Here is a 20,714-nt window from a genome sequence, read left to right as displayed (position 1 = left end):
GGGCCGGGGCTGCTCGCCAGACGTGCGGGCCGACGCCTCGATTTCGAGCATCGAGTGTGGCGGTGCGCAGCGAAAACAGGCTCTCAAGGGTTGGCCGGTGCAACAAGGCCCCTTCAGGGCGTGTGTGCATCTATCTGTAAAGTCGGAGTGTTTTGCAGCGCAGCAACGAAAGTTGCCGTACGGGCCCCCGCGCCCGCTTGACGGCCTTTGCATGTTTTGTGAGTATTTGCCCGTAAAATTAGCAAATGCCCAAGTGGCATCTGGGAGGAACTCATGACCACTCTTATCCGTGCCCTGCTGGGCGCGACCGCCATCACGCTCGCGGCCGGCCCGGCGCTCGGGGAGAAGCTCACCATCGCCACGGTCAACAATGGCGACATGATCCGCATGCAGAAGCTGACGGACGACTTCACGGCCAGGAACCCGGGCATCGAGCTGGAGTGGGTGACGCTTGAGGAGAACGTCCTGCGCCAGCGCGTGACGACCGACATCGCCACCAAGGGCGGCCAGTACGACATCATGACGATCGGCACCTATGAGGCGCCGATCTGGGCCAAGCAGGGCTGGCTGGTCGAGCTCGACGATCTTGGTGCGGATTACGACGTCGATGATCTGCTGCCGGCGATCCGCGGCGGCCTGACCGTCGACGGCAAGCTCTACGCGGCGCCTTTCTACGGTGAAAGCTCCATGGTCATGTACCGCAAGGACCTGATGGAGAAAGCCGGGCTGGAAATGCCGGATGCGCCCAGCTGGGACTTCATCAAGGAGGCCGCCGCCGCGATGACCGACAAGGCGGGCGAGGTCTATGGCATCTGCCTGCGCGGCAAGGCCGGCTGGGGCGAGAACATGGCCTTCCTCTCCGCCATGGCCAATTCCTACGGCGCCAAATGGTTCGACATGGAGTGGAGGCCGCAGTTCGATGGCGATGCCTGGAAAGCGACGCTTACCGATTACCTCGACCTGATGAACAATTACGGCCCTCCGGGTGCCTCCAACAACGGCTTCAACGAGAACCTGTCGCTGTTCCAGACCGGCAAGTGCGGCATGTGGATCGACGCCACGGTGGCCGCCTCCTTCGTCACCAACCCGGATGACAGCCAGGTCGCCGACAAGGTCGGTTTCGCGCTCGCCCCCGACAAGGGACTTGGCAAGCGCGGCAACTGGCTGTGGGCCTGGAACCTTGCCATTCCCGCCGGTTCGCAGAAGACCGAGGCGGCCAAGAAGTTCATCGCCTGGGCAACCTCGAAGGACTATCTGGCACTCGTCGCCGAGAAGGAAGGCTGGGCGAACGTCCCCCCCGGCACCCGGACATCGCTCTACGAGAACCCGGACTACCTGGAGGCTGCGCCCTTCGCCCGCATGACGCTTGAAAGCATCAACGCGGCCGATCCGCAGAACCCGACCGTTGACGAGGTGCCGTATGTCGGCGTCCAGTTCGTCGCCATCCCCGAGTTCCAGGGGCTCGGCACCACGGTCGGTCAGCAGTTCTCCGCGGCTCTCGCCGGTTCGGTCAGCGTCGACCAGGCCTTGCAGAACGCGCAGGCGACTGCAGAGCGCACGATGAAGCGGGCCGGCTACATCAAGTAACCGGCCAAGCCACCGGGCAAGACAACCGGGCCGACCGCCACAGGCCGGCCCGTCATCCCCGAAAACCGAAGATCCGAACGGGTTCGACCCATGGCAACCGCTCATTCCCGTGCCGCCGCGCGGCTCATGCTATCGCCTGCCGTTCTGCTTCTGCTCGGCTGGATGATCGTGCCGCTGTCGATGACGATCTACTTCTCCTTCCTCAGCTACAATCTGCTGATGCCGGGAATGGAGCAGTTCGTCGGCTTCGCCAATTACGAATTCTTCCTCACCGATCCCGCCTTCTTCGAGGCGCTGGCCAACACGCTTCTGCTGGTTGGCGGCGTGCTGGTCATCACCATTGTCGGGGGCACGGCGCTGGCGCTGCTGCTCGACCAGCCGATGTGGGGGCAGGGGATCGTGCGCATCCTCGTGATCGCGCCGTTCTTCGTCATGCCCACGGTCTCGGCGCTGGTGTGGAAGAACATGTTCATGAACCCGGTCAACGGCCTTTTCGCGCATCTGGCCAAGGGGCTCGGGCTTGAGCCGTTCGACTTCCTGTCGCACGCGCCGCTCTTCTCCATCATCCTCATCGTCGCCTGGCAGTGGCTGCCCTTCGCGACGCTGATCCTGTTGACGGCGCTGCAGTCGCTGGACCAGGAGCAACTCGAGGCGTCCGAAATGGACGGGGCCGGGTTCGGCAGCCGCTTCATCCATATCGTGCTGCCGCACATGTCGCGGGCGATCACCGTTGTGATCCTGATCCAGACCATCTTCCTGCTGTCGGTCTTCGCCGAGATCCTGGTGACCACCAATGGCGGCCCCGGCTACGCCTCGACCAACATCACCTATCTCGTCTACGCCCAGTCGCTGCTTCAGTTCGACGTGGGCGGCGGTTCCGCGGGCGGCATCGTCGCCGTCATCCTGGCCAATATTGTCGCGATCTTCCTGATGCGGATGATCGGCAAGAACCTGGAGGCCTGACCCATGGCACGTCGTGTATCCGGCCGCCGCCAGCTTGCCGTGACCGTCATCGCCTGGGCGATCGGCCTGGCGATCTTCTTTCCCATCCTCTGGACGATCCTGACCAGCTTCAAGAGCGAGGCCGAGGCCATTGCCTCGCCGCCGTCCTTCCTTGCCTTCGAGTGGACGCTGGAGAACTACGAGGAGGTCAACTCCCGCTCCAACTACCCGCTGCATTTCATGAATTCGGTGATCATCTCGCTCGGCTCGACACTGCTCGGCCTCTTGATCGCCATTCCCGCGGCCTGGTCGATGGCCTTCGTTCCGGCAAAGCGCACCAAGGACATCCTGATGTGGATGCTGTCCACCAAGATGCTGCCACCGGTCGGCGTGCTGATCCCGATCTACCTGATGTTCCGGGACTTCGGCCTGCTCGACACGCGCATCGGCCTTGTGGTGGTGCTGACGCTGATCAACCTGCCGATCATTGTCTGGATGCTGTTCACCTACTTCAAGGAAATCCCCGGCGAAATCCTCGAGGCGGCGCGCATGGACGGTGCTTCGCTGTGGGACGAGGTCGTGTATGTGCTGACGCCGATGGCGGTGCCCGGCATCGCCTCGACGCTTCTCCTCAACGTCATTCTCGCCTGGAACGAGGCGTTCTGGACGCTCAACCTGACGGCGGCCAAGGCCGCTCCGCTGACGGCCTTCATCGCCAGCTACTCGAGCCCTGAAGGCCTTTTCTACGCCAAGCTCTCCGCCGCCTCGACCCTGGCCATCGCCCCGATCCTGATTCTCGGCTGGTTCAGCCAGAAGCAGCTGGTGCGCGGCCTCACCTTCGGCGCCGTCAAGTAAGGACCCGGAACATGGGCAAGATCTCTCTCAGACAGGTCACCAAGACCTTTGGCGATGTCGAAGTCATTCCGGCGCTCGACCTTGATATCGAGGATGGCGAGTTCGTCGTCTTCGTCGGCCCCTCGGGTTGCGGAAAGTCGACGCTCCTGCGCCTGATCGCCGGGCTCGAGGATGTCTCCGGCGGTCATATCGAGATCGACGGCAGGCCTGCGACGGACGTGCCGCCGGCCAAACGCGGCCTTGCCATGGTGTTCCAGTCCTACGCGCTCTATCCGCATATGAGCGTGCGCAAGAACATCGCCTTCCCGCTGAAGATGGCCAAGATGGATCCGGCCGAGCAGGAGCGGCGGGTGAGCGCGGCGGCAAAGACGCTGAACCTCACCGACTATCTCGACCGGCGCCCCGGACAGCTGTCCGGCGGCCAGCGCCAGCGCGTCGCCATCGGCCGCGCCATCGTGCGCGAGCCGGCCGCGTTCCTGTTCGACGAGCCGCTGTCCAATCTCGACGCGGCCTTGCGCGTCAACATGCGCCTTGAGATCACCGAGCTGCACCAGTCGTTGAAGACGACGATGATCTACGTCACCCACGATCAGGTCGAGGCCATGACCATGGCCGACAAGATCGTGGTCCTCAGGGCCGGACGCATCGAGCAGATCGGCTCGCCGCTGGAACTCTATCGGGCGCCGCGAAACCTGTTCGTCGCCGGCTTCATCGGCTCGCCGAAGATGAACATCATCACGGGCGAGAAGGCGGCGGAGCATGGCGCCCATACGATCGGTATCCGTCCGGAGCACCTTGAGCTTGCGCAGGACGGGGTCTGGAGCGGCCGGGTCGGCGTCGCCGAGCATCTGGGCTCCGACACCTTCCTGCATGTCCATGTCGAGGGGCTCGACCCAATGACGGTGCGCGTCCAGGGCGAGGCCGGCGTCAGCCATGGCGACGCGGTGCGTCTCTCGCCCATGCGCGAGCACCTGCACCGCTTTGACGGGAACGGACTGGCGGTACGATGAAGCGCCTTCACGGCAAGACCGCGCTTGTTACCGGCGCGGCGCGCGGCATAGGCCGCGCCTTCGCCGAGGCCTATGCGCGCGAAGGCGCGAGGGTCGCGATAGCCGATATCAATGTCGACGGTGCGCGCGAGGTCGCCGGCGCCATTGGCGGTGATGCGATGGCGGTGCGCCTCGACGTCGCTGACCAGGCCTCCATCGAGACGGCGGTTGCCGAGGTCGACCGCGCCTTCGGGGGGATCGATATTCTCGTCAACAATGCCGCCCTTTTCGATCTGGCGCCGGTCGTGGAGATCACCAGGGACAGCTACGAGCGGCTGTTTTCCGTCAATGTCGCCGGCTGCCTCTTCACGCTTCAGGCGGCGGCGAAAGCGATGATCGCACGCGGTCGCGGCGGACGGATCATCAACATGGCCAGCCAGGCCGGGCGGCGGGGCGAACCGCTGGTCGCGGTCTACTGCGCCAGCAAGGCGGCCGTCATCAGCCTGACCCAGTCGGCCGGCCTCGACCTCATCCGCCATGGCATCAACGTCAACGCCATCGCGCCCGGCGTCGTCGACGGCGAGCACTGGGAGGGCGTCGACGCGCTTTTCGCCAGATATGAGGGCAGGCCGCCCGGCGAGAAGAAGCGGCTCGTTGGCGAGGCGGTGCCCTTTGGGCGAATGGGCACTGCCGAGGACCTGACCGGCATGGCGATCTTCCTGGCCGGGCCGGAGAGCGCCTACGTGGTCGCCCAGACCTACAATGTCGATGGCGGCAACTGGATGAACTGAGCGGTGCCTGCTCCTCCTTTCCAACACGAGGCCGCGCCGTTCTCCCCGATGGCGGCCGATCCTGCATGAATTCGAGGCGAACGTGACGACCAGCCTGTCCCTTTCCAGCCTGCCCGATCTGGGTGCCGAGGTCGCAAGGCCCGCCTATGCGCGCGGCGCGCTTTCGCCCGGCATCGTTCATGTCGGCGTCGGCAATTTCCACCGGGCGCACCAGATCGTCTATCTGGACCGTCTCTTCAACAAGGGGCTCGACCACGACTGGGCCGTCATCGGCGCGGGCGTGCGACCCGGTGATGCGGCGATGCGCGAGCGGCTGAAGGCGCAGGACTGGTTGTCGAGCGTCGTCGAACTGGACCCCGGCGGGCTGACCGCTCGTGTCACCGGGGTGATGGTCGACTTCACGCCGATCGATCCGGAAGCGCTGGTCGAGACGCTGAAACGCCCGGAAATCCGCATCGTCTCGCTGACGATCACGGAAGGCGGCTATTATGTCGATGCAACGACCGGCGGTTTCGACGCCGGCCATCCAGACATGCGCGCCGATGCCGAGCGCCCGGACGCGCCCGCGACGGTCTTCGGCATCCTGCTGAAGGCGCTTGGCGCCCGGCAGGCGGCCGGGGTCGCGCCCTTCACGGTGATGTCCTGCGACAACCTGCCGGAAAACGGCCATGTCACCCGTGCCACCATGCTGGGACTGGCGCGGTTGATCTCCCCCGACCTGGCGCGATGGGTCGGCGAGAACGTGGCCTTTCCGAGCAGCATGGTCGACTGCATCACGCCGGCGACCTCGGACCGCGAGCGGCAGTTGCTGCGCGAGCGCTTCCGTCTCGAGGATGCAGCGCCCGTTGCCTGCGAGCCCTTCCGGCAATGGGTGATGGAGGACAATTTTCCGGCCGGCCGCCCGCGGCTGGAGGAGGTCGGCGTCGAGTTCGTTGCCGATGTTGCAGCATTCGAATTGATGAAGCTGCGCATCCTCAACGGGGGGCATGCGGCGATCGCCTATCCCGGCGCGCTGCTCGGCCATCATTTCGTCCATGATGCCATGGCCGATCCGCTGGTGGCCGGGTTCCTTGCCCGTCTCGCACATGCGGAAATCATCCCGACAGTGCCACCCATTCCCGGTGTCGATTTCACCGCTTATTTCGGGCAGGTCGTCACCCGCTTCTCCAATCCGGAAGTCGGCGACACGATCCCGAGGCTCTGCCTTGACGGGTCCAACCGGCAGCCGAAGTTCATTCTGCCCACCTTGCGTGACCGGCTTGGCGCCGGCGCGTCCATCGACGGGTTGGCACTCGAGGTTGCCTTGTGGTGCCGTTACTGCGCGGGGACGACGGAAACCGGCGAGACCCTGGAGATTGTCGACGAACGGCGGGACGAACTGCGTGAACGCGCCGCCGCCGCACGCGATCGTCCGGCGGCCTTTCTCGAGATGGCGAGCGTCTTCGGCGATCTTGCCGCCGATCCGTCCTTTTCCGCCGCGTTTGCCAAGGCGCTCGCGGCGCTCTGGCGGGACGGCGTTCGCGAGACGATCGCCGCCTATGTCGGGGCGAGGGGCACCGGCTGACATTGTTTCCCGCCAGCGAGCGCCTTATTGTCCGCCCTGATCGTCCCGAGGAGGCGTTCGTTCAGACGGAAGGATGTTGCGTGAGCGCGACTGGCAGGACAGGCCGTGAGACCGGCGGCAGTATCGGCGGCAAGGCAATGACGGGCGTTTCGGCGCTGCTTTTCGATCTCGACGGAACGCTGGTCGACAGCGTGCCGGACATTGCGCGCGCCGCCAACCTGTTGCTGGAAACCGAGGGGCTCGAACCGCTTGGCGTCGACGAGGTGCGCGCCATGGTCGGTCACGGCATCCCGACGCTGGTCGGCCGTGTCTTCATCGCCCGCGGACGGGATCTCGACGCCGCTGCGCACGCCGCGATGACCGCCCGCATGATGGGCATCTACGCGGACAACCTGACCGGGCTGACCGTGCCTTTGCCGGGCGCGCTGGACGTGCTGGAGGGCGGTGCGAGGGCCGGCCTCAAACTGGCGGTCGTGACCAACAAGCCCGAGGCCTTCTCGCGGGAAATCCTGGCGCATTTCGGCATGGACGCGCATGTGGCGTCCGTTGTCGGCGGCGACACCTGCGCCACCTGCAAGCCCGAGCCGGAAATGCTGCTGCACGCCGCCGCCGCCCTCGGCGTGTCCGTTGACGATGCGGTGATGGTGGGCGACAGCTCCGCCGACGTGGCCTCGGCGCGCGCCGCCGGGATGCGCGTCGTCGTGGTGCGCGGCGGCTATACGAGCGTGCCGGCGGAGGAGCTTGGCGCCGACCTCGTCATCGACGGGCTGGCGGACCTGCTCGCCCTGTTCGACGGCCAGCCTGCGCCGGCCTGACGGGCACCCGGGCGGGCGCCCGCTAGTTTCCGTAGACGACCTCCTGCGGCACCTCGTAGCGTTCGTTGCCGATGCGAATGAGATTTGTGTCGCCGTTTCCGTACATGAGCATGTGGCCGGTCGCATTGGTGTAGACGGGACGCCCGCGTTCGAAGCGGATGAAGCGCTCGTCGCCGCCAAGGTTGATCCACAGACTTGCATTGCCCGGAATTGCGTCCCGGATGACACCGAACCGGCAATTGGGGGAGGGCTGCCCGGTGCTTCCGGAGCAGGGCAGGGAACCCGTTTCCGAGAACGGCTCGCCATTGCCGGTCAGGCCGGACCTGCCGGGGAGGGGGCGCGGACGCTCGGGACGTCCCGGACGGGGCGCAGGCCCTGCCTCGCGCAGGAAGGCGCCGGCCGCCCATCCGGTATCGCCGCCGCGCGGCCGCTCGACCTTGCACCAGCGCTGCCCGTCCACCATCCGGCAGCCGAGGTTGCGCATCACCTCGCCGTCGGAAAGACGGGCGATGACGGGATTGCGCGTGCCTGGACCCGAGCGCACGTTGAGATAGTCGCGCCCGCCGATCCCCGTGACTTCCCAGAAGTCGGGGCCGTGCCCGTCGGTCCCGGGGGCGGGAGGCGCGGGACGACCGGGCCTGGGTGCCACTCGCGTCTCGCTGAGATAGTCGGCCGACACCCAGCCGTTGCCGGCGCCGCGTGGCAGTTCGATATGGCACCAGCGCTGCCGGTAGACCGTTCGGCATCCAAGGTTGCGCAGTACGTCGCCGTCCGAAATGCCGGCGATCACCGGATAGCGCGTGCTTGGACCGGTGCGGACATTGAGGTGATCCCAGCGGCCGACCCCGGTGACTTCCCAGAAATCCGGCCCGTGCCCGTCCGTCTCCGGCTCAGGTGCGGGACGGGAGGGAGCGTCCGGCCGCGGGCGGACATTGGCCTCGCGCAGATAGTCGGCGGCCACCCAGCCCTTGTCGCCGCCGCGCTGTCGCTCGACGTTGCACCAGCGTTGCCCGTTCACCGTCCGGCATTCGAGATTGCGCAGCACGTCGCCATCCGAAAGCCGGGCGATCACCGGAAACCGGGTGCCGGGACCTGTGCGCACATTGAGGTAGTCGCGTCCGCCGATGCCGGTCACCTCCCAGAACTCGGGACCCCTTGTCCCTCCCGGCGCCGGCGGGCGGGGACGCTCTGCCTGCTGCCCGGAAACCGAGACGGCAAGGCTGAACCGGCCCCGCTCCTCCGGTCTCCCGGCATGGCGGGCCAGATAGATACGGATCCGGTAGTCGCCGGAAAGGGGCAGCCGGGTATCGAGGCTGGAGCCTTCGCGAGACCCGGTAAACATCGGTTCGTCGCTCCCCGGCGCCAGCACGTCAAAGTGGATATCGCGGTTCGGGGATCGCAGGGCGACGGTCAGTTGCTGTCCCGAGCGTGCACGCAAAAGGTAGTCGACCGATTCGTAGCCCGAGACATGATCGCGGATCTCGGTGCTGGTCTCGCCAGCGTCGAAGCGCAGCCGTTCCTGCCGGATATCCTGGGCGGACGCAGGTAGCGGGCTCGTCGCCGCAACCAGTGTCATTATCGCAATTGCCTGGAAAAACATTCTCATCGCGCGCTCCCCGAGCCTTGGCCAGCTTGCGGATTAGGATCGGTGAATGTGTCGGGCTGGTGGCAATCGGCAACGGGCACGTGGGGCGCTCTTGCGGATTGCCCGTATCGCCGGACCCGTCGCGTACCGTATCATGCCTGAGCAAAACGCAGGAAACCGCGATGTCGGGTCTGGCACTGATCTTCGTCTATCTGGGCGTGGCAATCGCACCCCTGGTGCTGGCTGCAGCAAGCCTGCGGCCTCCGCGTCCGCTGATGGACGAGATCGCATCCGCCGCCGGTCTTGTCGCCTATGCGATCCTGCTGATGGAGTTCGTGCTGTCCGGCCGCTTCCGGAGCATATCGGGGCGCGTCGGGCTCGACGTCACCATGCGCTTTCACCAGCTTCTGGCCCGCACGGCGCTGGCGCTCGCGCTCGTCCATCCTTTCCTCTACACGCTGCCCTTCGCGCGGCCCATGCCCCACGATCCGACGCGCCAGCTGACGCTCACCTTCGAGGCGGAAGGGCTCGTCGCCGGCCTCTTCGCCTTCATCCTGCTGCCGGCCTTCGTCGCCCTGTCGATCGGGCGGGACCGCATGTCCTGGACCTATGAGACCTGGCGGTTGCTGCATGGTCTGGGCGCCCTCGCGATTGCGGTTCTGGTGCAGGTCCATGCGCTCCATGCGGGCCGTTATAGTCAGGATCCGCTGCTTGCCGGGCTGTGGAGTGGCTTGCTGGCGGTCAGCGTCCTGTCGCTTGCCTATGTCTATGCCGTGAAGCCGCTTCTCAAGATGCGGCGGCCGTGGCGTGTGGAACGCGTCGCCAGCCTCGCGGATCGCACCTGGGAACTTGTGCTTGCGCCGGACGGTCACGACGGCGTCGGCTACAAGGCCGGCCAGTTCGCCTGGATTGGCCTGTCCGGGCATGCATTCTCGCTGAAGGAGAACCCGTTCTCGATTGCCTCGGCGCCCGGTGACGGGCCACTGCTGCGCTTCATCATCAAGGAACTTGGCGATTCCACCGCGACGATCGGCAAGGTGCCGCCGGGAGCGACCGCCCATCTCGATGGCCCGCATGGTCACCTGACGATCGACGGGCGGCAGGAACCGGGGATCGCCTTCATTGCCGGCGGCGTCGGCATCGCTCCGATGCTCGGCCTGCTTCGGCAACTGGAGATCGACGAAGATGCACGACCGACAACGCTGGTCTATGGCAACAGGACGGCAACGCAGATCGCCTGCGCAGGAGACCTTGCCCGCATGCGCCGCACTCATCACACGGATGTGGTGCAGGTCGTCAGCGAACCGCCGGCGGACTGGAACGGGGAGACCGGCATGATCGATGCGGCGCTCGTCGGCCGGCTCTTTGGAGAACCGCGCCACCGCGACTGGCTCTATGTGCTGTGCGGGCCGCCGGCGATGATGGAAACGGTCGAGGGGGCGCTTCTCGATCTCGGGGTCGCCCCGTCGCAGATCCTCTCGGAGAGGTTCCGCTATGACTGATATCCGCCGTCCGCGCGCGGCAAGGACGCGCGATCTCGCCCTCTACTGGCTGCTGAACATCGTCGCCGGGGTGGCCATCCTGGTCTTTGCCCTTCGATGAGTTTCCTGCTCACGAAGAGGCGGGTCCGACCGAAAAGCCGGCGCAGGCGGCGGTGTTGGCGACATGATCCGCCATCGCCCTGCGGGCGGCCTCGGCATCGCCGCATTCCAGCGCGGCAATCAGCCGTCGGTGTTCTCCGACGGAGGCTTGCATGCGGACCGGGTCGGTGATCGGGATCGGTTGCCGCTGGGTCTCGGTCACCTGATCGCGAACCCGGCCGTAGAGCTCGCCGAGCATCCGGTTGGCGCATCCCCGTGCGATGATCTCGTGGAAACGCAGGTCCGCTTCGACGTTGGCGAGATAGTCGCGTCCCGCCCAGGAGCGTTCCATGTCGTCCGTCAGCCTGGACAGAAGGTCGAGCTCCTCCCGGCCGAGCCGTCCCGCTGCCCGGGCGGCGATCTCGCTTTCCAGCATGTAGCGGGTCTCGAACACCTCGCGCAGCGAATAGTCCTGGGAGTAGCGCCACTCGGCCATCGTCTTGGAGGAGGAGGGGGAGGTGCCGACGACGAACGTGCCGCGTCCCGCCTCCGTCTTGACCAGGCCGACTGTCTCCAGTGTCAGCAACGCCTCGCGCAAGGAGGCGCGGCTGATCCCGAAGCGCTCCGACAGTTCACGCTGCGAGGGGATCTTCTCTCCCGCCTTCAGTTCGCCGTCCAGAATCATCGTCTGGAGTTTTCTCGCCACGCTTTGCGGCACCGGTGTCCGGGTCAACATTCCGCTCGTTTCGCCCTGTTTGCCGCCCTCTCGGCGACGGTTTTGGAACGGCCCGGCCAAAGCGGGTCCCGCGAAAGGCAACTTTCCACCTTGCATCCGTCGCTGCATAGGGGTTATTTGGCCTAACTGGTCAGACCAGTTAGACCAAATAAAGAAAAATCACACCAGAGGACCAATCATGAAGTTCCGCACGCTCATGAAATCCGCCGTTTTCGCCGGCATTGTCGCCATTGCCGCACCGGCCGCCCCTTCACTCGCCGCCGACCTCACGGTCGGTGCAAACATCGGCAATGTGCCCTGGGAGTTCCAGGACGAGAGCGGCAAGACCGTCGGTTTCGAGATCGATCTCGTCACCGAGGTCGCAAACCGTCTCGGCAAGACCGTCGCCTTCGAGAACATCCCGTTCAACGGCCTGTTTTCCGCAGTCCAGTCGGGCCGCATCGACATCGCGGTATCGTCGATCACCATCACGCAGAAGCGCCTGGAATCGGTGACCTTCGCCCAGCCCTACTATGACAGCGACCAGTCGCTGACGGTGACGGCGGCGAGCGGCCTGAAGTCGACCGATGAGATGAAGGGCAAGGTGATCGGCGTCGACACCGGTTCCACCGGCGACATGTGGGCCACCGCCAACACCGACGCCAAGGGCTTCGCCGAGATCCGCCGCTACGAGGGGCTGGCACCGGCGATGCTCGATCTCGCCGCCGGCCGGATCGACGGCTATGTCAGCGATATCCCGGCGCTGCTCTACTACACCAAGGACAAGCCGAACCTGGCAGTCGTCGAGCGCATCGAGACCGGCGAGAAATACTCGATGATGTTCGCCAAGGACGCGCCGCTGGCCGGCGAGGTCAACGAGGTGCTGAGCACGCTGAAGAAGGAGGGCGTCATTGCTTCCCTTCACGAGAAGTGGTTCGGCGCGACGCCGGAAGACACGACCTCGACCGTCAAGGTCCTGGACATGCCCAAGCTGGACTGATCGCGGACGACCTGCGGGCGGAGGGTTCGCACCACCGCCCGCAGGGCTTCGCATCGTTCCGCCCGTCGTCTGACGGGCCGGTCTCGCCCCGCCAGGGCCCAAGCATCTCCGGGAAGCCCATGGACCTCCTAGACACGTTCTTCAATGTCCCGATCCTGATCCGTACCTTTCCGCTGCTCCTTGCCGGGCTTGCGGTGACGATACAGATCGGCGTGACCAGCATCATCGCCGGCCTCGTGCTCGGCCTGTTTCTCTCCCTCGTGCGCCTCTACGGTCCCCGGGCCGTGGTCCTGCTGGCGCGGCTCTATATCGATATCTTCCGCTCGATCCCGCTGCTCGTGCTGCTGATCGTCGTCTATTACGCGCTGCCCTTCGTCGGCATCCGCCTGTCGCCGTTCCTGTCCGCCGTGGTCGCGCTGACGCTTGTCTCTGGCGCCTACACGGCCGAGATCTTCCGGGCCGGGATCGAAGCCATTCCCGCCGGCCAGTTCGAGGCCTCGCGGGCGCTCGGTCTCGGTTACCGCGACATGATGGTCGACGTGATCCTGCCGCAGGCGGTGAAGATCGTCATTCCGCCGCTCACCAACAATTGCATCAATGTCATGAAGGACACCGCGCTCGCATCCGTCGTTGCCATGCCTGACCTTCTCAAGCAGGCGACGCAGGCCCAGGCGCTGGCCGCCAATCCAAGCCCGCTGATCGGCGCGGCGCTGATCTACCTCGCCTTTCTCTGGCCGCTGGTGGCGCTGGTGTCGCGGTTCGAGCGGCGCATGGGACAGGGAGCGCGCTGATGGCCGGCATCATCAAGATCAGCAACCTGTCGAAGCACTACGGCAGCTTCGCGGCCCTGACCGACATCGACCTGGAGATCGCCGAGGGCGAGGTGGTCTGCGTCATCGGACCGTCGGGGTCCGGCAAGTCGACCCTCATCCGATGCATCAACCTGCTGGAGAGCTACTCGCCCGGCGGCATCATCACGGTCGACGGCATTCCGGTGGAGCCGGGCCGCCATCTGGCGCAGGTGCGCGCCGAGGTCGGCATGGTGTTCCAGTCGTTCAACCTGTTCCCGCACATGAGCGTTCTGCGCAACATCATGCTGGCGCCGATGCGGGTGCGGAAGATGACCCGCGCCAGAGCCGAGGAGAAGGCGCGGGAACTGCTGGCCCGCGTCGGCATCGCCGAGCAGGCGGACAAGTATCCCGGGCATCTTTCGGGCGGCCAGCAGCAGCGGGTCGCGATTGCCCGGGCGCTCGCCATGGAGCCGCGCGTCCTGCTCTTCGACGAGCCGACGTCGGCGCTCGACCCGGAAATGGTCGGCGAGGTGCTCGACGTCATGCGCGCGCTTGCCGGCACCGGCGTGACGATGGTGATCGTCACCCACGAGATGGGCTTCGCCCGACAGGTCGCCGACCGGGTGATCTTCATGAACGGGGGGCGGATCGTGGAGACCGGAACGCCTGCCGACATCTTCGACGCGCCTCGGGAGCCGCGCACCCGCGACTTCCTGAGCGCCGTGCTCAATCACTGATGACGTCCCAAGAGACTGTCCGGAGCCTGACATGCTGACCAACGCCCCCTTGGACATGGACTTCGTCCGTGCCCAGTTTCCCGGCCTCGACAACGGCTGGGTGTTCTTCGACAACGCCGGTGGATCGCAGATCCTGAAAGGCGCGGTCGAGCGCATCAACGCGTTCCTCTATGAGCGCAACGTCCAGATCGGCGGCAGCTACGAGGTGTCGCAAAAGGCGGCCGAGGCGCTGCACGCGGCCAGGGAAGCCGGCCGTCTGCTGGTCAATGCCGAGCGCGCGGAGGAGATCGTCTTCGGCCATTCGACGACCGTTCTCACCCAGAACCTCGCCAATGCCATGCGCAGCCAGCTGGCGCCGGGCGACGAGATCGTCGTGACCGTTGCCGATCACGAATCCAACATCGGCCCCTGGGAGCGACTGCGCGAATTCGGCATCGTCGTGAAGGTCTGGCCGCTCGATCTCGACAGCCTGAAGCTGCGGCTCGCGGACCTCGAACCCTTGATGAGCGAGCGCACGCGGCTTGTCTGCGTGCATCATGTCTCGAACGTCCTTGGCGAGGTCAATCCGGTGCGCGAAATCGCCGATTTCGTGCATGCGCGCGGAGCCCGCATCTGCGTCGACGCCGTCGCCTACGCGCCGCACCGGGCCGTGGATGTGCGTGCCTTTGACGCCGACTACTACATCTTCAGCCTGTACAAGACCTACGGGCCGCACGTGGCGATGATGTACGGGCGGTATGACCACCTGCTGGAGCTGGATTCGCTCTATCACTATTTCTACGGCAAGGACCGCGTTCCGGGAAAGCTGGAGGCGGGCAATCCGTGCTACGAGCTTGCCTATTCCATCACCGGAATTGTCGAATACCTTCAGGAGCTTGGCCGGCGTAGCGGCGCCGGGAAAGACGCGTCGCCGCGCCAGTGCGTCGAGGCGGCGTTTGCAGCGATCACGGCTCAGGAGAACACGCTTGTCGACCGGCTGCTCGGCTGGGCGAAGGGCCGGGACGACGTGCATGTCGTGGGAGCGGCGCAGAACGACGGCGGTGCGACGCGCATTCCCACGATCTCCTTCACCGTCGACGGCTGGACACCGGGAGACCTGTCGCTGGCGATCGATCCCGAGCATATCGCCATCCGCCACGGCGACTTTCATTCGCGCCGCCTGGTGGAATATCTCGGGCTTGCCGAGGCCGGCGGAGTGCTGCGGGTCTCGATGGTCCACTACAACACGCTTGAGGAGGTCGACCGGTTGACGGCGGCGCTCGACAGGGCGATCGACGGCGGCGGGAAGGCGGCGTCGCGCCCGGCGGGCGGGGCGTGACGGTGGCCGGAGTCGCTTTCGACACGGTGGTGCGCGGCGGCACGGTGGTGACGGCCGCCGATACCTTCGCCGCCGACATCGGCATTCGCGACGGCCGCATCGTCGCGCTTGGCAAGGACCTTGCGGACGGGGACAGCGAGGTCGACGCGCGCGGCCTTCTCGTCATGCCCGGGGGAATAGACAGCCACGTCCACATCGCCCAACCCTCCGGCGAGGGGATCGTCATGGCCGACGATTTCGAGAGTGCCACGCGCTCGGCGCTGCTGGGCGGGAACACCACGCTGATGCCGTTCTGCCTGCAGGAAAAGGGCGTCGGCCTGCGAGAGGCGTTGAACGGCTACCATGCGCTTGCCGAGGGGAATTGCTACACGGATGTCAGCTTCCACCTGATCGTCTCCGACCCGACGCCGACCGTGCTCGGCCAGGAAATGCCCGCGCTGGCCGAGGAGGGCTATACCTCGATCAAGGTCTTCATGACCTACGAGGGGCTGCGGCTGCGCGACGACGAGATCCTGGCAACCCTCGATGCAGCCCGCCGTGCAAAGCAGGTTGTCCTCGTTCATTGCGAGAACGAGGACGCGATCCGCTACCTGATCGGACGTCGCGAGGCGGACGGGGATATCGAGCCCTACCACCATGCGACCAGCCGGCCGGTCGCGGCCGAACGGGAGGCGACGCATCGGGCCCTGTCGCTGGCGGAGATCGTGGATACGCCGGTGGTCATCGTCCATGTCTCCAACCGCGAGGCGATGGAGGAGATCGGCCGGGCCCGGCTGCGCGGCCAGAAGATCGCCGGCGAGACCTGCCCGCAATATCTGGTGCTTACTGCAGAGGACCTGAAGGCCGGGGATTTCGAGGGCGCGAAATACGTCTGTTCCCCGCCGCCGCGCGACAAGGCGAGCCAGGAAGCCTGCTGGCAGGGGCTGGAAACCGGGGTCTTCGACCTCTACTCCTCGGATCATTGCCCGTTCCGCTTCGACGACCCGGCCGGCAAGAAGAGCGAGAAGGGCCAGGCCTCGTTCCGGTGGATCCCGAACGGCATTCCCGGTGTCGGGACACGCCTGCCGATCCTGTATTCGGAAGGGGTCGCCAAGGGGTGCATCGACGTGAACCGCTTTGTCGCGCTGACCGCGACGAACCACGCGAAACTCTATGGGCTGTATCCGCGAAAGGGGACGATCGCGATCGGCTCCGACGCCGATCTGGCGCTGTGGGATCCGGCAAGCGTCCGGACGATCCGCAACGAGGATCTCGCCCACGGTGCCGACTATACCCCCTATGAGGGAATGGGCATAACCGGTTGGCCCATAACGGTTCTCTTGCGTGGCGAACTGGCCGTGGAGAACGGACGGCTGGTCACCGGGAAGGGCAAGGGAACCTATCTCGGGCGCGGCCGAAGCGCGCTTTTCGGATAATGCAATTTCGACAATATCGAGCGGATTTTTTCGAAAAATTGCACGAGATTGTCGAAATTTTGCACGGGAATTGAAGAGATCCGGGACAGCGCGGCGGCCGTCCCGGATCTTTTTGCCTTCCCGGAAGGTGCTGGAAGGCGGGAGCCTCGTCCCCGCGAGCCGGGCCCGTCTCAGAGGCTTCGGATCGCTCCGCCATCGACGCGCACCCGGCTGCCGGTGACATAGGAGGCGCGCTCCGATGCCAGGAAGCCGACCATGTCGGCGAATTCCTGCGGCCGGCCGTAGCGCGCGGCCGGAATGGATGCCGCCGATGCCTTCGCGATCTCCTCGACGCTTTTGCCGGTGCGCTTGGCCGCCGCCGCGTCGAGCTCGTCGACGCGCGCCGTGTGGATGCGGCCCGGCACCACCATGTTGACGGTCACGCCGTCGGCCGCGACCTCGCTCGCCAGCGTCTTCGACCAGGCCAGGACCGCGGCGCGAATGCCGTTCGACATGGCAAGGTTGGGGATCGGCTGCTCGACGCCCGAGGAGCCGATGGTGATCACCCGGCCCCAGCCGCGCTCGCGCATCACCGGCACCAGCCGCGAGGAAAGATGGAAGAGGCTGGCGGCCATCGCCTCGAAATTGTCGATCCAGCCTTCGCGGGGAGAGCCGAGCGCGGTGCCGGGCGCCGGTCCGCCAGCATTGTTGATCAGGATGTCGACCCCGCCATCGGCAAGAAGGCGGTCGGCGGCGGCATCGACGCTGGCGATGTCCGCAAGGTCGATCTTCAGCGGCGTCACGTCGGTGCCGGGCAGGGCGGCTGCCCATTCGGCAATGGCCGCGTCGTTGCGGGCCGCCGCGATGACGGATGCACCTTCCCGCGCCAGCGTTTCCGCGATCGCCCGGCCGAGGCCACGGCTTGCTCCAAGCACGAGGGCGCGCTTGCCCTTCAGTCCCAGATCCATCAGTTCAACTCCTTCAGGCGCATTTCAAGGCGGGAAACCAGCATGTCGACCTCGGCCCGCGTCAGCGGATCGAGGGCGGTTCCGGGCTTGCGAAGCGCCGGCGTGTCGATGATGCCCCGTTTGTAGAGAGTGTATTTGCGGATGGCGAGGCCGAGACCGGGCTGCTGCTCGAAGCGGGCAAGCGGCAGGTAGGCGTCGAAGAGATCACGGGCCCGCTCCATGTCGCCCCGGGCATGGCCCTCCACGACATGGACCATCATTTCCGGATAGGCGAAGCCGGTCATCGCCCCGTCGGCGCCGCGTGCCATCTCCTCGGGCAGGAAAACGCCGCCATTGCCACACAGGATCGAAATCCGCCGGTCAAGCGTGCCAGCCTTGCGCAGGGCCGTGATCTTGGCAAGCCCCGGCCAGTCCTCATGCTTGAGACAGACGCAGGTCGGATTGTCCGCAACAATGCGCGAGATCACCGGCACGGACATCTGCACGCCGGTGGCGAGCGGGAAATCCTGCAGCACGAAGGGCACGTCGCCGATCGCCTCGGCCGCCTGACCGTAATAGGCGACGATCTGGTCGTCGGTGCGCAACGACCCCGGCGGCGCGATCATGACGCCGGCCGCGCCGTCATCCATGACCTGGGAGGTCAGTGTCTGCATCTGGGCAAAGCCCGGCGAGGAAACGCCGACGACGACCGGTACACGTCCGGCAACCCGCTTCAGGATGCGGTTGACGACAATCCCGGACTCCTCGCTCGTCAGCTTGGGTGCCTCGCCCATCATGCCGAGAACCGTCAGTCCGGTGGCGCCCGCCTCCAGATAGAAATCGACCATCCGGTCGCAGCCTTCGAGATCGAGGGCGCCGCTTTCGGTGAAGGGGGTGATCGCGATGACGTAGACGCCCCGCGCCGCTTCGCTCAATCGGGTCATGTTGTCCTTTCCGTTCCGTGTCATGTGCAGCGGGCGAGCGCGATGCGTCCCAGCGCCATGGCCGTGGCGGCCTGGCAGGGATCGATCACCGGAATGCTCAGTGTGGATTGAAGGGCGGCGCGATAGCCCGCCATGCCGGCGCAACCGAGCACGAGGACATCGGCGCCGTCGGCATCGCGCAGATGCGCGCCGACCTGCTCGAGCCTCGCGCGGGTGCGCTCCTGCTCGGCAAGCTCGGCAACGCCGAGTTCCAGCGGCCGGTCGGCGGCGAGGCGGTCGAGCAGTCCCATGGCGCCAAGCGTGCGGATATGACGGGCAACGGAGCCGCGCTTGATCGAGACAATGCCGAAGCGCTGTCCCATCGTCAGGGCGGTCAGATAGGCGCTCTCACCGATGCCGAGCACCGGGCGGGCGCTTTGCTCGCGCAGGGCAGCAAGACCGGGGTCGGAGAAACAGGCGATGACGAAGGCCGAGGCCGTCGCCTCCAGCGCGGCGGCCTGTGCCAGCAACGGCCGGACTACCCCCTCGACATGGACCTGTGTCTCGATGCCGGCGGGCCCTTCGGGCAGCAGGTGGCAGCGGATCTCGACCGGCGACACGGAGCGCATGGGGGCGATGGCGGCATCAATGCCGTCGGTGACCGGACGCGAGGAGTTCGGGTTGAGAATGTGAAGGGTCATCGGCCGGCCTCCGGTGGATGCGGGATGGTGGTGCGGCCACGCGGGCAGCCCCAGAAATGCGCGGGCACGGCGAGGTCGTCGCGTCCCCCGATCCGCTCGATCATCGCCTCCGCCTCCCGCGCCGCGTCGTCCAGAACGGCGCGTTCGGAAACGCGCGTTGCCCGTCCGTTGTCCAGGCAGACCTCGCCGTCCACAAGCACGGTCTCGACATCGTTGCCGTTGGCGAAGCAGACCAGCCGGTGCGCGATCATGTTGGGCGGCGCCAGATGCGGCCGGTTCATGTCGACGACGACGATGTCGGCACGCTTGCCCGGTTCAAGAGAGCCGATCTCGTGGTCCATGCCAAGGGCGACGGCGGCATCGATCGTCGCCATCTCCAGCACCTTGCCCGGCGGCAGGACGTCGGCGTCGCGGAAGTGGCGACGGTGATAATGCATGGCCTGCTGCATGTGGCGGAACATGTCCGAGGACCTGTCGGGCGCGGTTGCGTCCGAGCCGAGCCCCACCGTGACCCCGGCCTCCATCAGTTCGATCGCCGGGCAGCGCCCGAAGACCGAGGCGATGGCCGACGGATTGTGAGCGATGCGCGTTCGCGTGCGCGCACAGATGCGGATCTCCTCCTCGGAGAGATCGACAGCATGCGAGAGCAGGGCATCGGGTCCCAGAAGGCCCATCTTCTCGGCGCGCAGCACCGATCCGCCCCGATGTCCGTCCTGGGTGAACAGGACGCCGTTGTCGCGCGACAGCGCACGGGTGATGCCGGCCTGGCGCTTTGCCTCTTCGTAGTCGGCCGGGGACATGTCGCGCTCGTGTTCGTCGCGCAGCACGGGGTAGAGCAGGGCGACGCGGATGCGTCCGCCCGCCGCCCCGTGCCAGCGCTTCATAATCTCGGCCGAGGTGGCGAGCTGCGTTTCGAAGGAGACGGGGCGAGGGTCCCTGCCGCCATTGGCATAGGTCAGGGGATGCGGCGCGCGGGTCGGGCCGACCGCGATGACCGAGCGGGTGCCGACGTCCCGTATTCCATTGGCATGCGCCGAGCCGTAGGCGGGATCGTCCGTCCGGATGATCGTATCGCCGCCGCCAAGCAGCGAGACGCCGGTGGTCACGCCGAAACGCAGTCGCTCGAGCGCCGCGAGCCTGGCTTCCGCGTACCAGAAATCGGGCGTCGATCCGGTGGTGTAGACTTCACCGCAAATCGCTTCCCAGCGATCCGGCCGGTCCATGCCCATGGTCTTGATCAAGCCGTGCCCGGCATGGGCATGGACGTCGACGAGGCCGGGAATGACCGCCTTGCCATGCGTGTCGATCCTGCGCGCCGCTGCAAACCTGGCCTCGATCTCGGCTGCCGTTCCGACAGCGAGAATGCGTCCCTCCGCGATCGCGAGGGCGCCATTGTCGATGATGCGCCGTCCGGCATCGACGGGGATGAACGTTCCGCCGGACAGGATGAGGTCTGCCTGTGTCCTGGTCATGGTCATCC

Annotated in this window: 19 protein-coding genes; 13 read left to right on the top strand and 6 right to left on the bottom strand. The window is 66.2% G+C overall.

Features of this window, described 5'->3' with window-relative positions:
* Positions 1–273 precede the first annotated feature (273 nt).
* The 7 genes from ACN0T5_RS09510 to gph all read left to right on the top strand — a co-directional run bounded on the left by ACN0T5_RS09510 (position 274) and on the right by gph (position 7,543).
* Entirely contained in the window at positions 274–1,587 is a 1,314-nt protein-coding gene (locus tag ACN0T5_RS09510) for an ABC transporter substrate-binding protein (protein WP_417768390.1), read from the top strand.
* A gap of 90 nt (positions 1,588–1,677) precedes the next feature.
* On the top strand, positions 1,678–2,550 hold the full coding sequence (locus tag ACN0T5_RS09505) for a carbohydrate ABC transporter permease (RefSeq protein WP_417768389.1): 873 nt from the start codon (positions 1,678–1,680) through the stop codon (positions 2,548–2,550).
* Positions 2,551–2,553: 3 nt separating this feature from the next.
* Positions 2,554–3,384 carry a carbohydrate ABC transporter permease gene (locus ACN0T5_RS09500; protein ID WP_417768388.1) on the top strand — a complete coding sequence of 277 codons (831 nt, stop codon included), beginning with the start codon at positions 2,554–2,556 and terminating at the stop codon, positions 3,382–3,384.
* 11 nt (positions 3,385–3,395) lie between these two features.
* Positions 3,396–4,394 carry an ABC transporter ATP-binding protein gene (locus ACN0T5_RS09495; protein ID WP_417768387.1) on the top strand — a complete coding sequence of 333 codons (999 nt, stop codon included), beginning with the start codon at positions 3,396–3,398 and terminating at the stop codon, positions 4,392–4,394.
* The gene (locus ACN0T5_RS09490; RefSeq protein ID WP_417768386.1) at positions 4,391–5,164 is read left to right on the top strand and encodes an L-iditol 2-dehydrogenase; all 774 of its coding nucleotides are present in this window, start codon (positions 4,391–4,393) and stop codon (positions 5,162–5,164) included. The genes ACN0T5_RS09495 and ACN0T5_RS09490 overlap by 4 nt, the downstream gene beginning before the upstream one ends.
* Before the next feature lie 82 nt (positions 5,165–5,246).
* Positions 5,247–6,728 carry a mannitol dehydrogenase family protein gene (locus ACN0T5_RS09485; RefSeq protein WP_417768385.1) on the top strand — a complete coding sequence of 494 codons (1,482 nt, stop codon included), beginning with the start codon at positions 5,247–5,249 and terminating at the stop codon, positions 6,726–6,728.
* A gap of 80 nt (positions 6,729–6,808) precedes the next feature.
* Positions 6,809–7,543 (top strand): phosphoglycolate phosphatase, encoded by a 735-nt coding sequence (gene gph / locus ACN0T5_RS09480; RefSeq protein WP_417768384.1) that lies wholly within the window; start codon positions 6,809–6,811, stop codon positions 7,541–7,543.
* Between the two features lie 22 nt (positions 7,544–7,565).
* Here the strand turns inward: gph and ACN0T5_RS09475 are convergent, their stop codons facing one another.
* The gene (locus ACN0T5_RS09475; RefSeq protein ID WP_417768383.1) at positions 7,566–9,119 is read right to left on the bottom strand and encodes an SH3 domain-containing protein; all 1,554 of its coding nucleotides are present in this window, start codon (positions 9,117–9,119) and stop codon (positions 7,566–7,568) included.
* Between the two features lie 191 nt (positions 9,120–9,310).
* Here ACN0T5_RS09475 and ACN0T5_RS09470 point away from each other — a divergent pair, with 191 nt between their 5' ends.
* Positions 9,311–10,630 (top strand): ferric reductase-like transmembrane domain-containing protein, encoded by a 1,320-nt coding sequence (locus ACN0T5_RS09470; protein ID WP_417768382.1) that lies wholly within the window; start codon positions 9,311–9,313, stop codon positions 10,628–10,630.
* Between the two features lie 109 nt (positions 10,631–10,739).
* On the opposite strand, the gene ACN0T5_RS09465 is transcribed toward ACN0T5_RS09470, so the two are convergent.
* The gene (locus ACN0T5_RS09465; RefSeq protein ID WP_417768381.1) at positions 10,740–11,444 is read right to left on the bottom strand and encodes a FadR/GntR family transcriptional regulator; all 705 of its coding nucleotides are present in this window, start codon (positions 11,442–11,444) and stop codon (positions 10,740–10,742) included.
* 196 nt (positions 11,445–11,640) lie between these two features.
* Between ACN0T5_RS09465 and ACN0T5_RS09460 the strand changes: the two genes are divergently transcribed.
* From ACN0T5_RS09460 to hydA, 5 genes are all read left to right on the top strand, one after another.
* Complete coding sequence (locus ACN0T5_RS09460) at positions 11,641–12,423, top strand: ABC transporter substrate-binding protein (protein ID WP_417768401.1); 783 nt, start codon at positions 11,641–11,643, stop codon at positions 12,421–12,423.
* Between the two features lie 119 nt (positions 12,424–12,542).
* The gene (locus ACN0T5_RS09455) at positions 12,543–13,214 is read left to right on the top strand and encodes an amino acid ABC transporter permease (RefSeq protein ID WP_417768380.1); all 672 of its coding nucleotides are present in this window, start codon (positions 12,543–12,545) and stop codon (positions 13,212–13,214) included.
* Positions 13,214–13,951, top strand: coding sequence for an amino acid ABC transporter ATP-binding protein (locus ACN0T5_RS09450; protein WP_417768379.1), 738 nt, complete (start codon positions 13,214–13,216; stop codon positions 13,949–13,951). The genes ACN0T5_RS09455 and ACN0T5_RS09450 overlap by 1 nt, the downstream gene beginning before the upstream one ends.
* Positions 13,952–13,982: 31 nt before the next feature.
* On the top strand, positions 13,983–15,269 hold the full coding sequence (locus ACN0T5_RS09445) for a cysteine desulfurase-like protein (protein WP_417768378.1): 1,287 nt from the start codon (positions 13,983–13,985) through the stop codon (positions 15,267–15,269).
* Positions 15,266–16,684 (top strand): dihydropyrimidinase, encoded by a 1,419-nt coding sequence (gene hydA, locus ACN0T5_RS09440; RefSeq protein WP_417768377.1) that lies wholly within the window; start codon positions 15,266–15,268, stop codon positions 16,682–16,684. Before ACN0T5_RS09445 ends, hydA begins: the two co-directional genes overlap by 4 nt.
* Before the next feature lie 170 nt (positions 16,685–16,854).
* Here hydA and ACN0T5_RS09435 read toward each other — a convergent pair whose 3' ends face one another.
* Genes ACN0T5_RS09435 through ACN0T5_RS09420 form a run of 4 tightly spaced genes read right to left on the bottom strand, consistent with a single transcriptional unit; the run spans position 16,855 to position 20,706 of the window.
* On the bottom strand, positions 16,855–17,631 hold the full coding sequence (locus ACN0T5_RS09435) for an SDR family oxidoreductase (protein ID WP_417768376.1): 777 nt from the start codon (positions 17,629–17,631) through the stop codon (positions 16,855–16,857).
* Positions 17,631–18,554, bottom strand: a complete 924-nt coding sequence (locus tag ACN0T5_RS09430) for a dihydrodipicolinate synthase family protein (protein WP_417768375.1) — start codon at positions 18,552–18,554, stop codon at positions 17,631–17,633. The genes ACN0T5_RS09435 and ACN0T5_RS09430 overlap by 1 nt, the downstream gene beginning before the upstream one ends.
* A 20-nt stretch (positions 18,555–18,574) precedes the next feature.
* On the bottom strand, positions 18,575–19,234 hold the full coding sequence (locus tag ACN0T5_RS09425) for an aspartate/glutamate racemase family protein (RefSeq protein ID WP_417768374.1): 660 nt from the start codon (positions 19,232–19,234) through the stop codon (positions 18,575–18,577).
* Positions 19,231–20,706 carry an amidohydrolase family protein gene (locus tag ACN0T5_RS09420; RefSeq protein ID WP_417768373.1) on the bottom strand — a complete coding sequence of 492 codons (1,476 nt, stop codon included), beginning with the start codon at positions 20,704–20,706 and terminating at the stop codon, positions 19,231–19,233. Before ACN0T5_RS09420 ends, ACN0T5_RS09425 begins: the two co-directional genes overlap by 4 nt.
* Positions 20,707–20,714 lie beyond the last annotated feature (8 nt).

The organism is Stappia sp. (genome assembly GCF_048261845.1).
Lineage (GTDB): Bacteria > Pseudomonadota > Alphaproteobacteria > Rhizobiales > Stappiaceae > Stappia.
The sequence above is the reverse complement of the archived record's forward strand: the minus strand, read 5'-3'. Positions and strand labels throughout refer to the sequence as shown.

Excerpts from the sequence above, each read along its gene's own strand:
- ACN0T5_RS09430 (WP_417768375.1), bottom strand. The coding sequence starts at position 18,554 with ATGACCCGATTGAGCGAAGCGGCGCGGGGCGTCTACGTCATCGCGATC.
- ACN0T5_RS09505 (WP_417768389.1), top strand. The coding sequence starts at position 1,678 with ATGGCAACCGCTCATTCCCGTGCCGCCGCGCGGCTCATGCTATCGCCT.
- ACN0T5_RS09500 (WP_417768388.1), top strand. The coding sequence starts at position 2,554 with ATGGCACGTCGTGTATCCGGCCGCCGCCAGCTTGCCGTGACCGTCATC.
- ACN0T5_RS09445 (WP_417768378.1), top strand. The coding sequence starts at position 13,983 with ATGCTGACCAACGCCCCCTTGGACATGGACTTCGTCCGTGCCCAGTTT.
- ACN0T5_RS09510 (WP_417768390.1), top strand. The coding sequence starts at position 274 with ATGACCACTCTTATCCGTGCCCTGCTGGGCGCGACCGCCATCACGCTC.
- ACN0T5_RS09460 (WP_417768401.1), top strand. The coding sequence starts at position 11,641 with ATGAAATCCGCCGTTTTCGCCGGCATTGTCGCCATTGCCGCACCGGCC.
- ACN0T5_RS09490 (WP_417768386.1), top strand. The coding sequence starts at position 4,391 with ATGAAGCGCCTTCACGGCAAGACCGCGCTTGTTACCGGCGCGGCGCGC.
- ACN0T5_RS09470 (WP_417768382.1), top strand. The coding sequence starts at position 9,311 with ATGTCGGGTCTGGCACTGATCTTCGTCTATCTGGGCGTGGCAATCGCA.
- ACN0T5_RS09450 (WP_417768379.1), top strand. The coding sequence starts at position 13,214 with ATGGCCGGCATCATCAAGATCAGCAACCTGTCGAAGCACTACGGCAGC.
- ACN0T5_RS09435 (WP_417768376.1), bottom strand. The coding sequence starts at position 17,631 with ATGGATCTGGGACTGAAGGGCAAGCGCGCCCTCGTGCTTGGAGCAAGC.
- ACN0T5_RS09420 (WP_417768373.1), bottom strand. The coding sequence starts at position 20,706 with ATGACCAGGACACAGGCAGACCTCATCCTGTCCGGCGGAACGTTCATC.
- ACN0T5_RS09475 (WP_417768383.1), bottom strand. The coding sequence starts at position 9,119 with ATGACACTGGTTGCGGCGACGAGCCCGCTACCTGCGTCCGCCCAGGAT.
- ACN0T5_RS09455 (WP_417768380.1), top strand. The coding sequence starts at position 12,543 with ATGGACCTCCTAGACACGTTCTTCAATGTCCCGATCCTGATCCGTACC.
- ACN0T5_RS09425 (WP_417768374.1), bottom strand. The coding sequence starts at position 19,234 with ATGACCCTTCACATTCTCAACCCGAACTCCTCGCGTCCGGTCACCGAC.
- ACN0T5_RS09465 (WP_417768381.1), bottom strand. The coding sequence starts at position 11,444 with ATGTTGACCCGGACACCGGTGCCGCAAAGCGTGGCGAGAAAACTCCAG.
- ACN0T5_RS09495 (WP_417768387.1), top strand. The coding sequence starts at position 3,396 with ATGGGCAAGATCTCTCTCAGACAGGTCACCAAGACCTTTGGCGATGTC.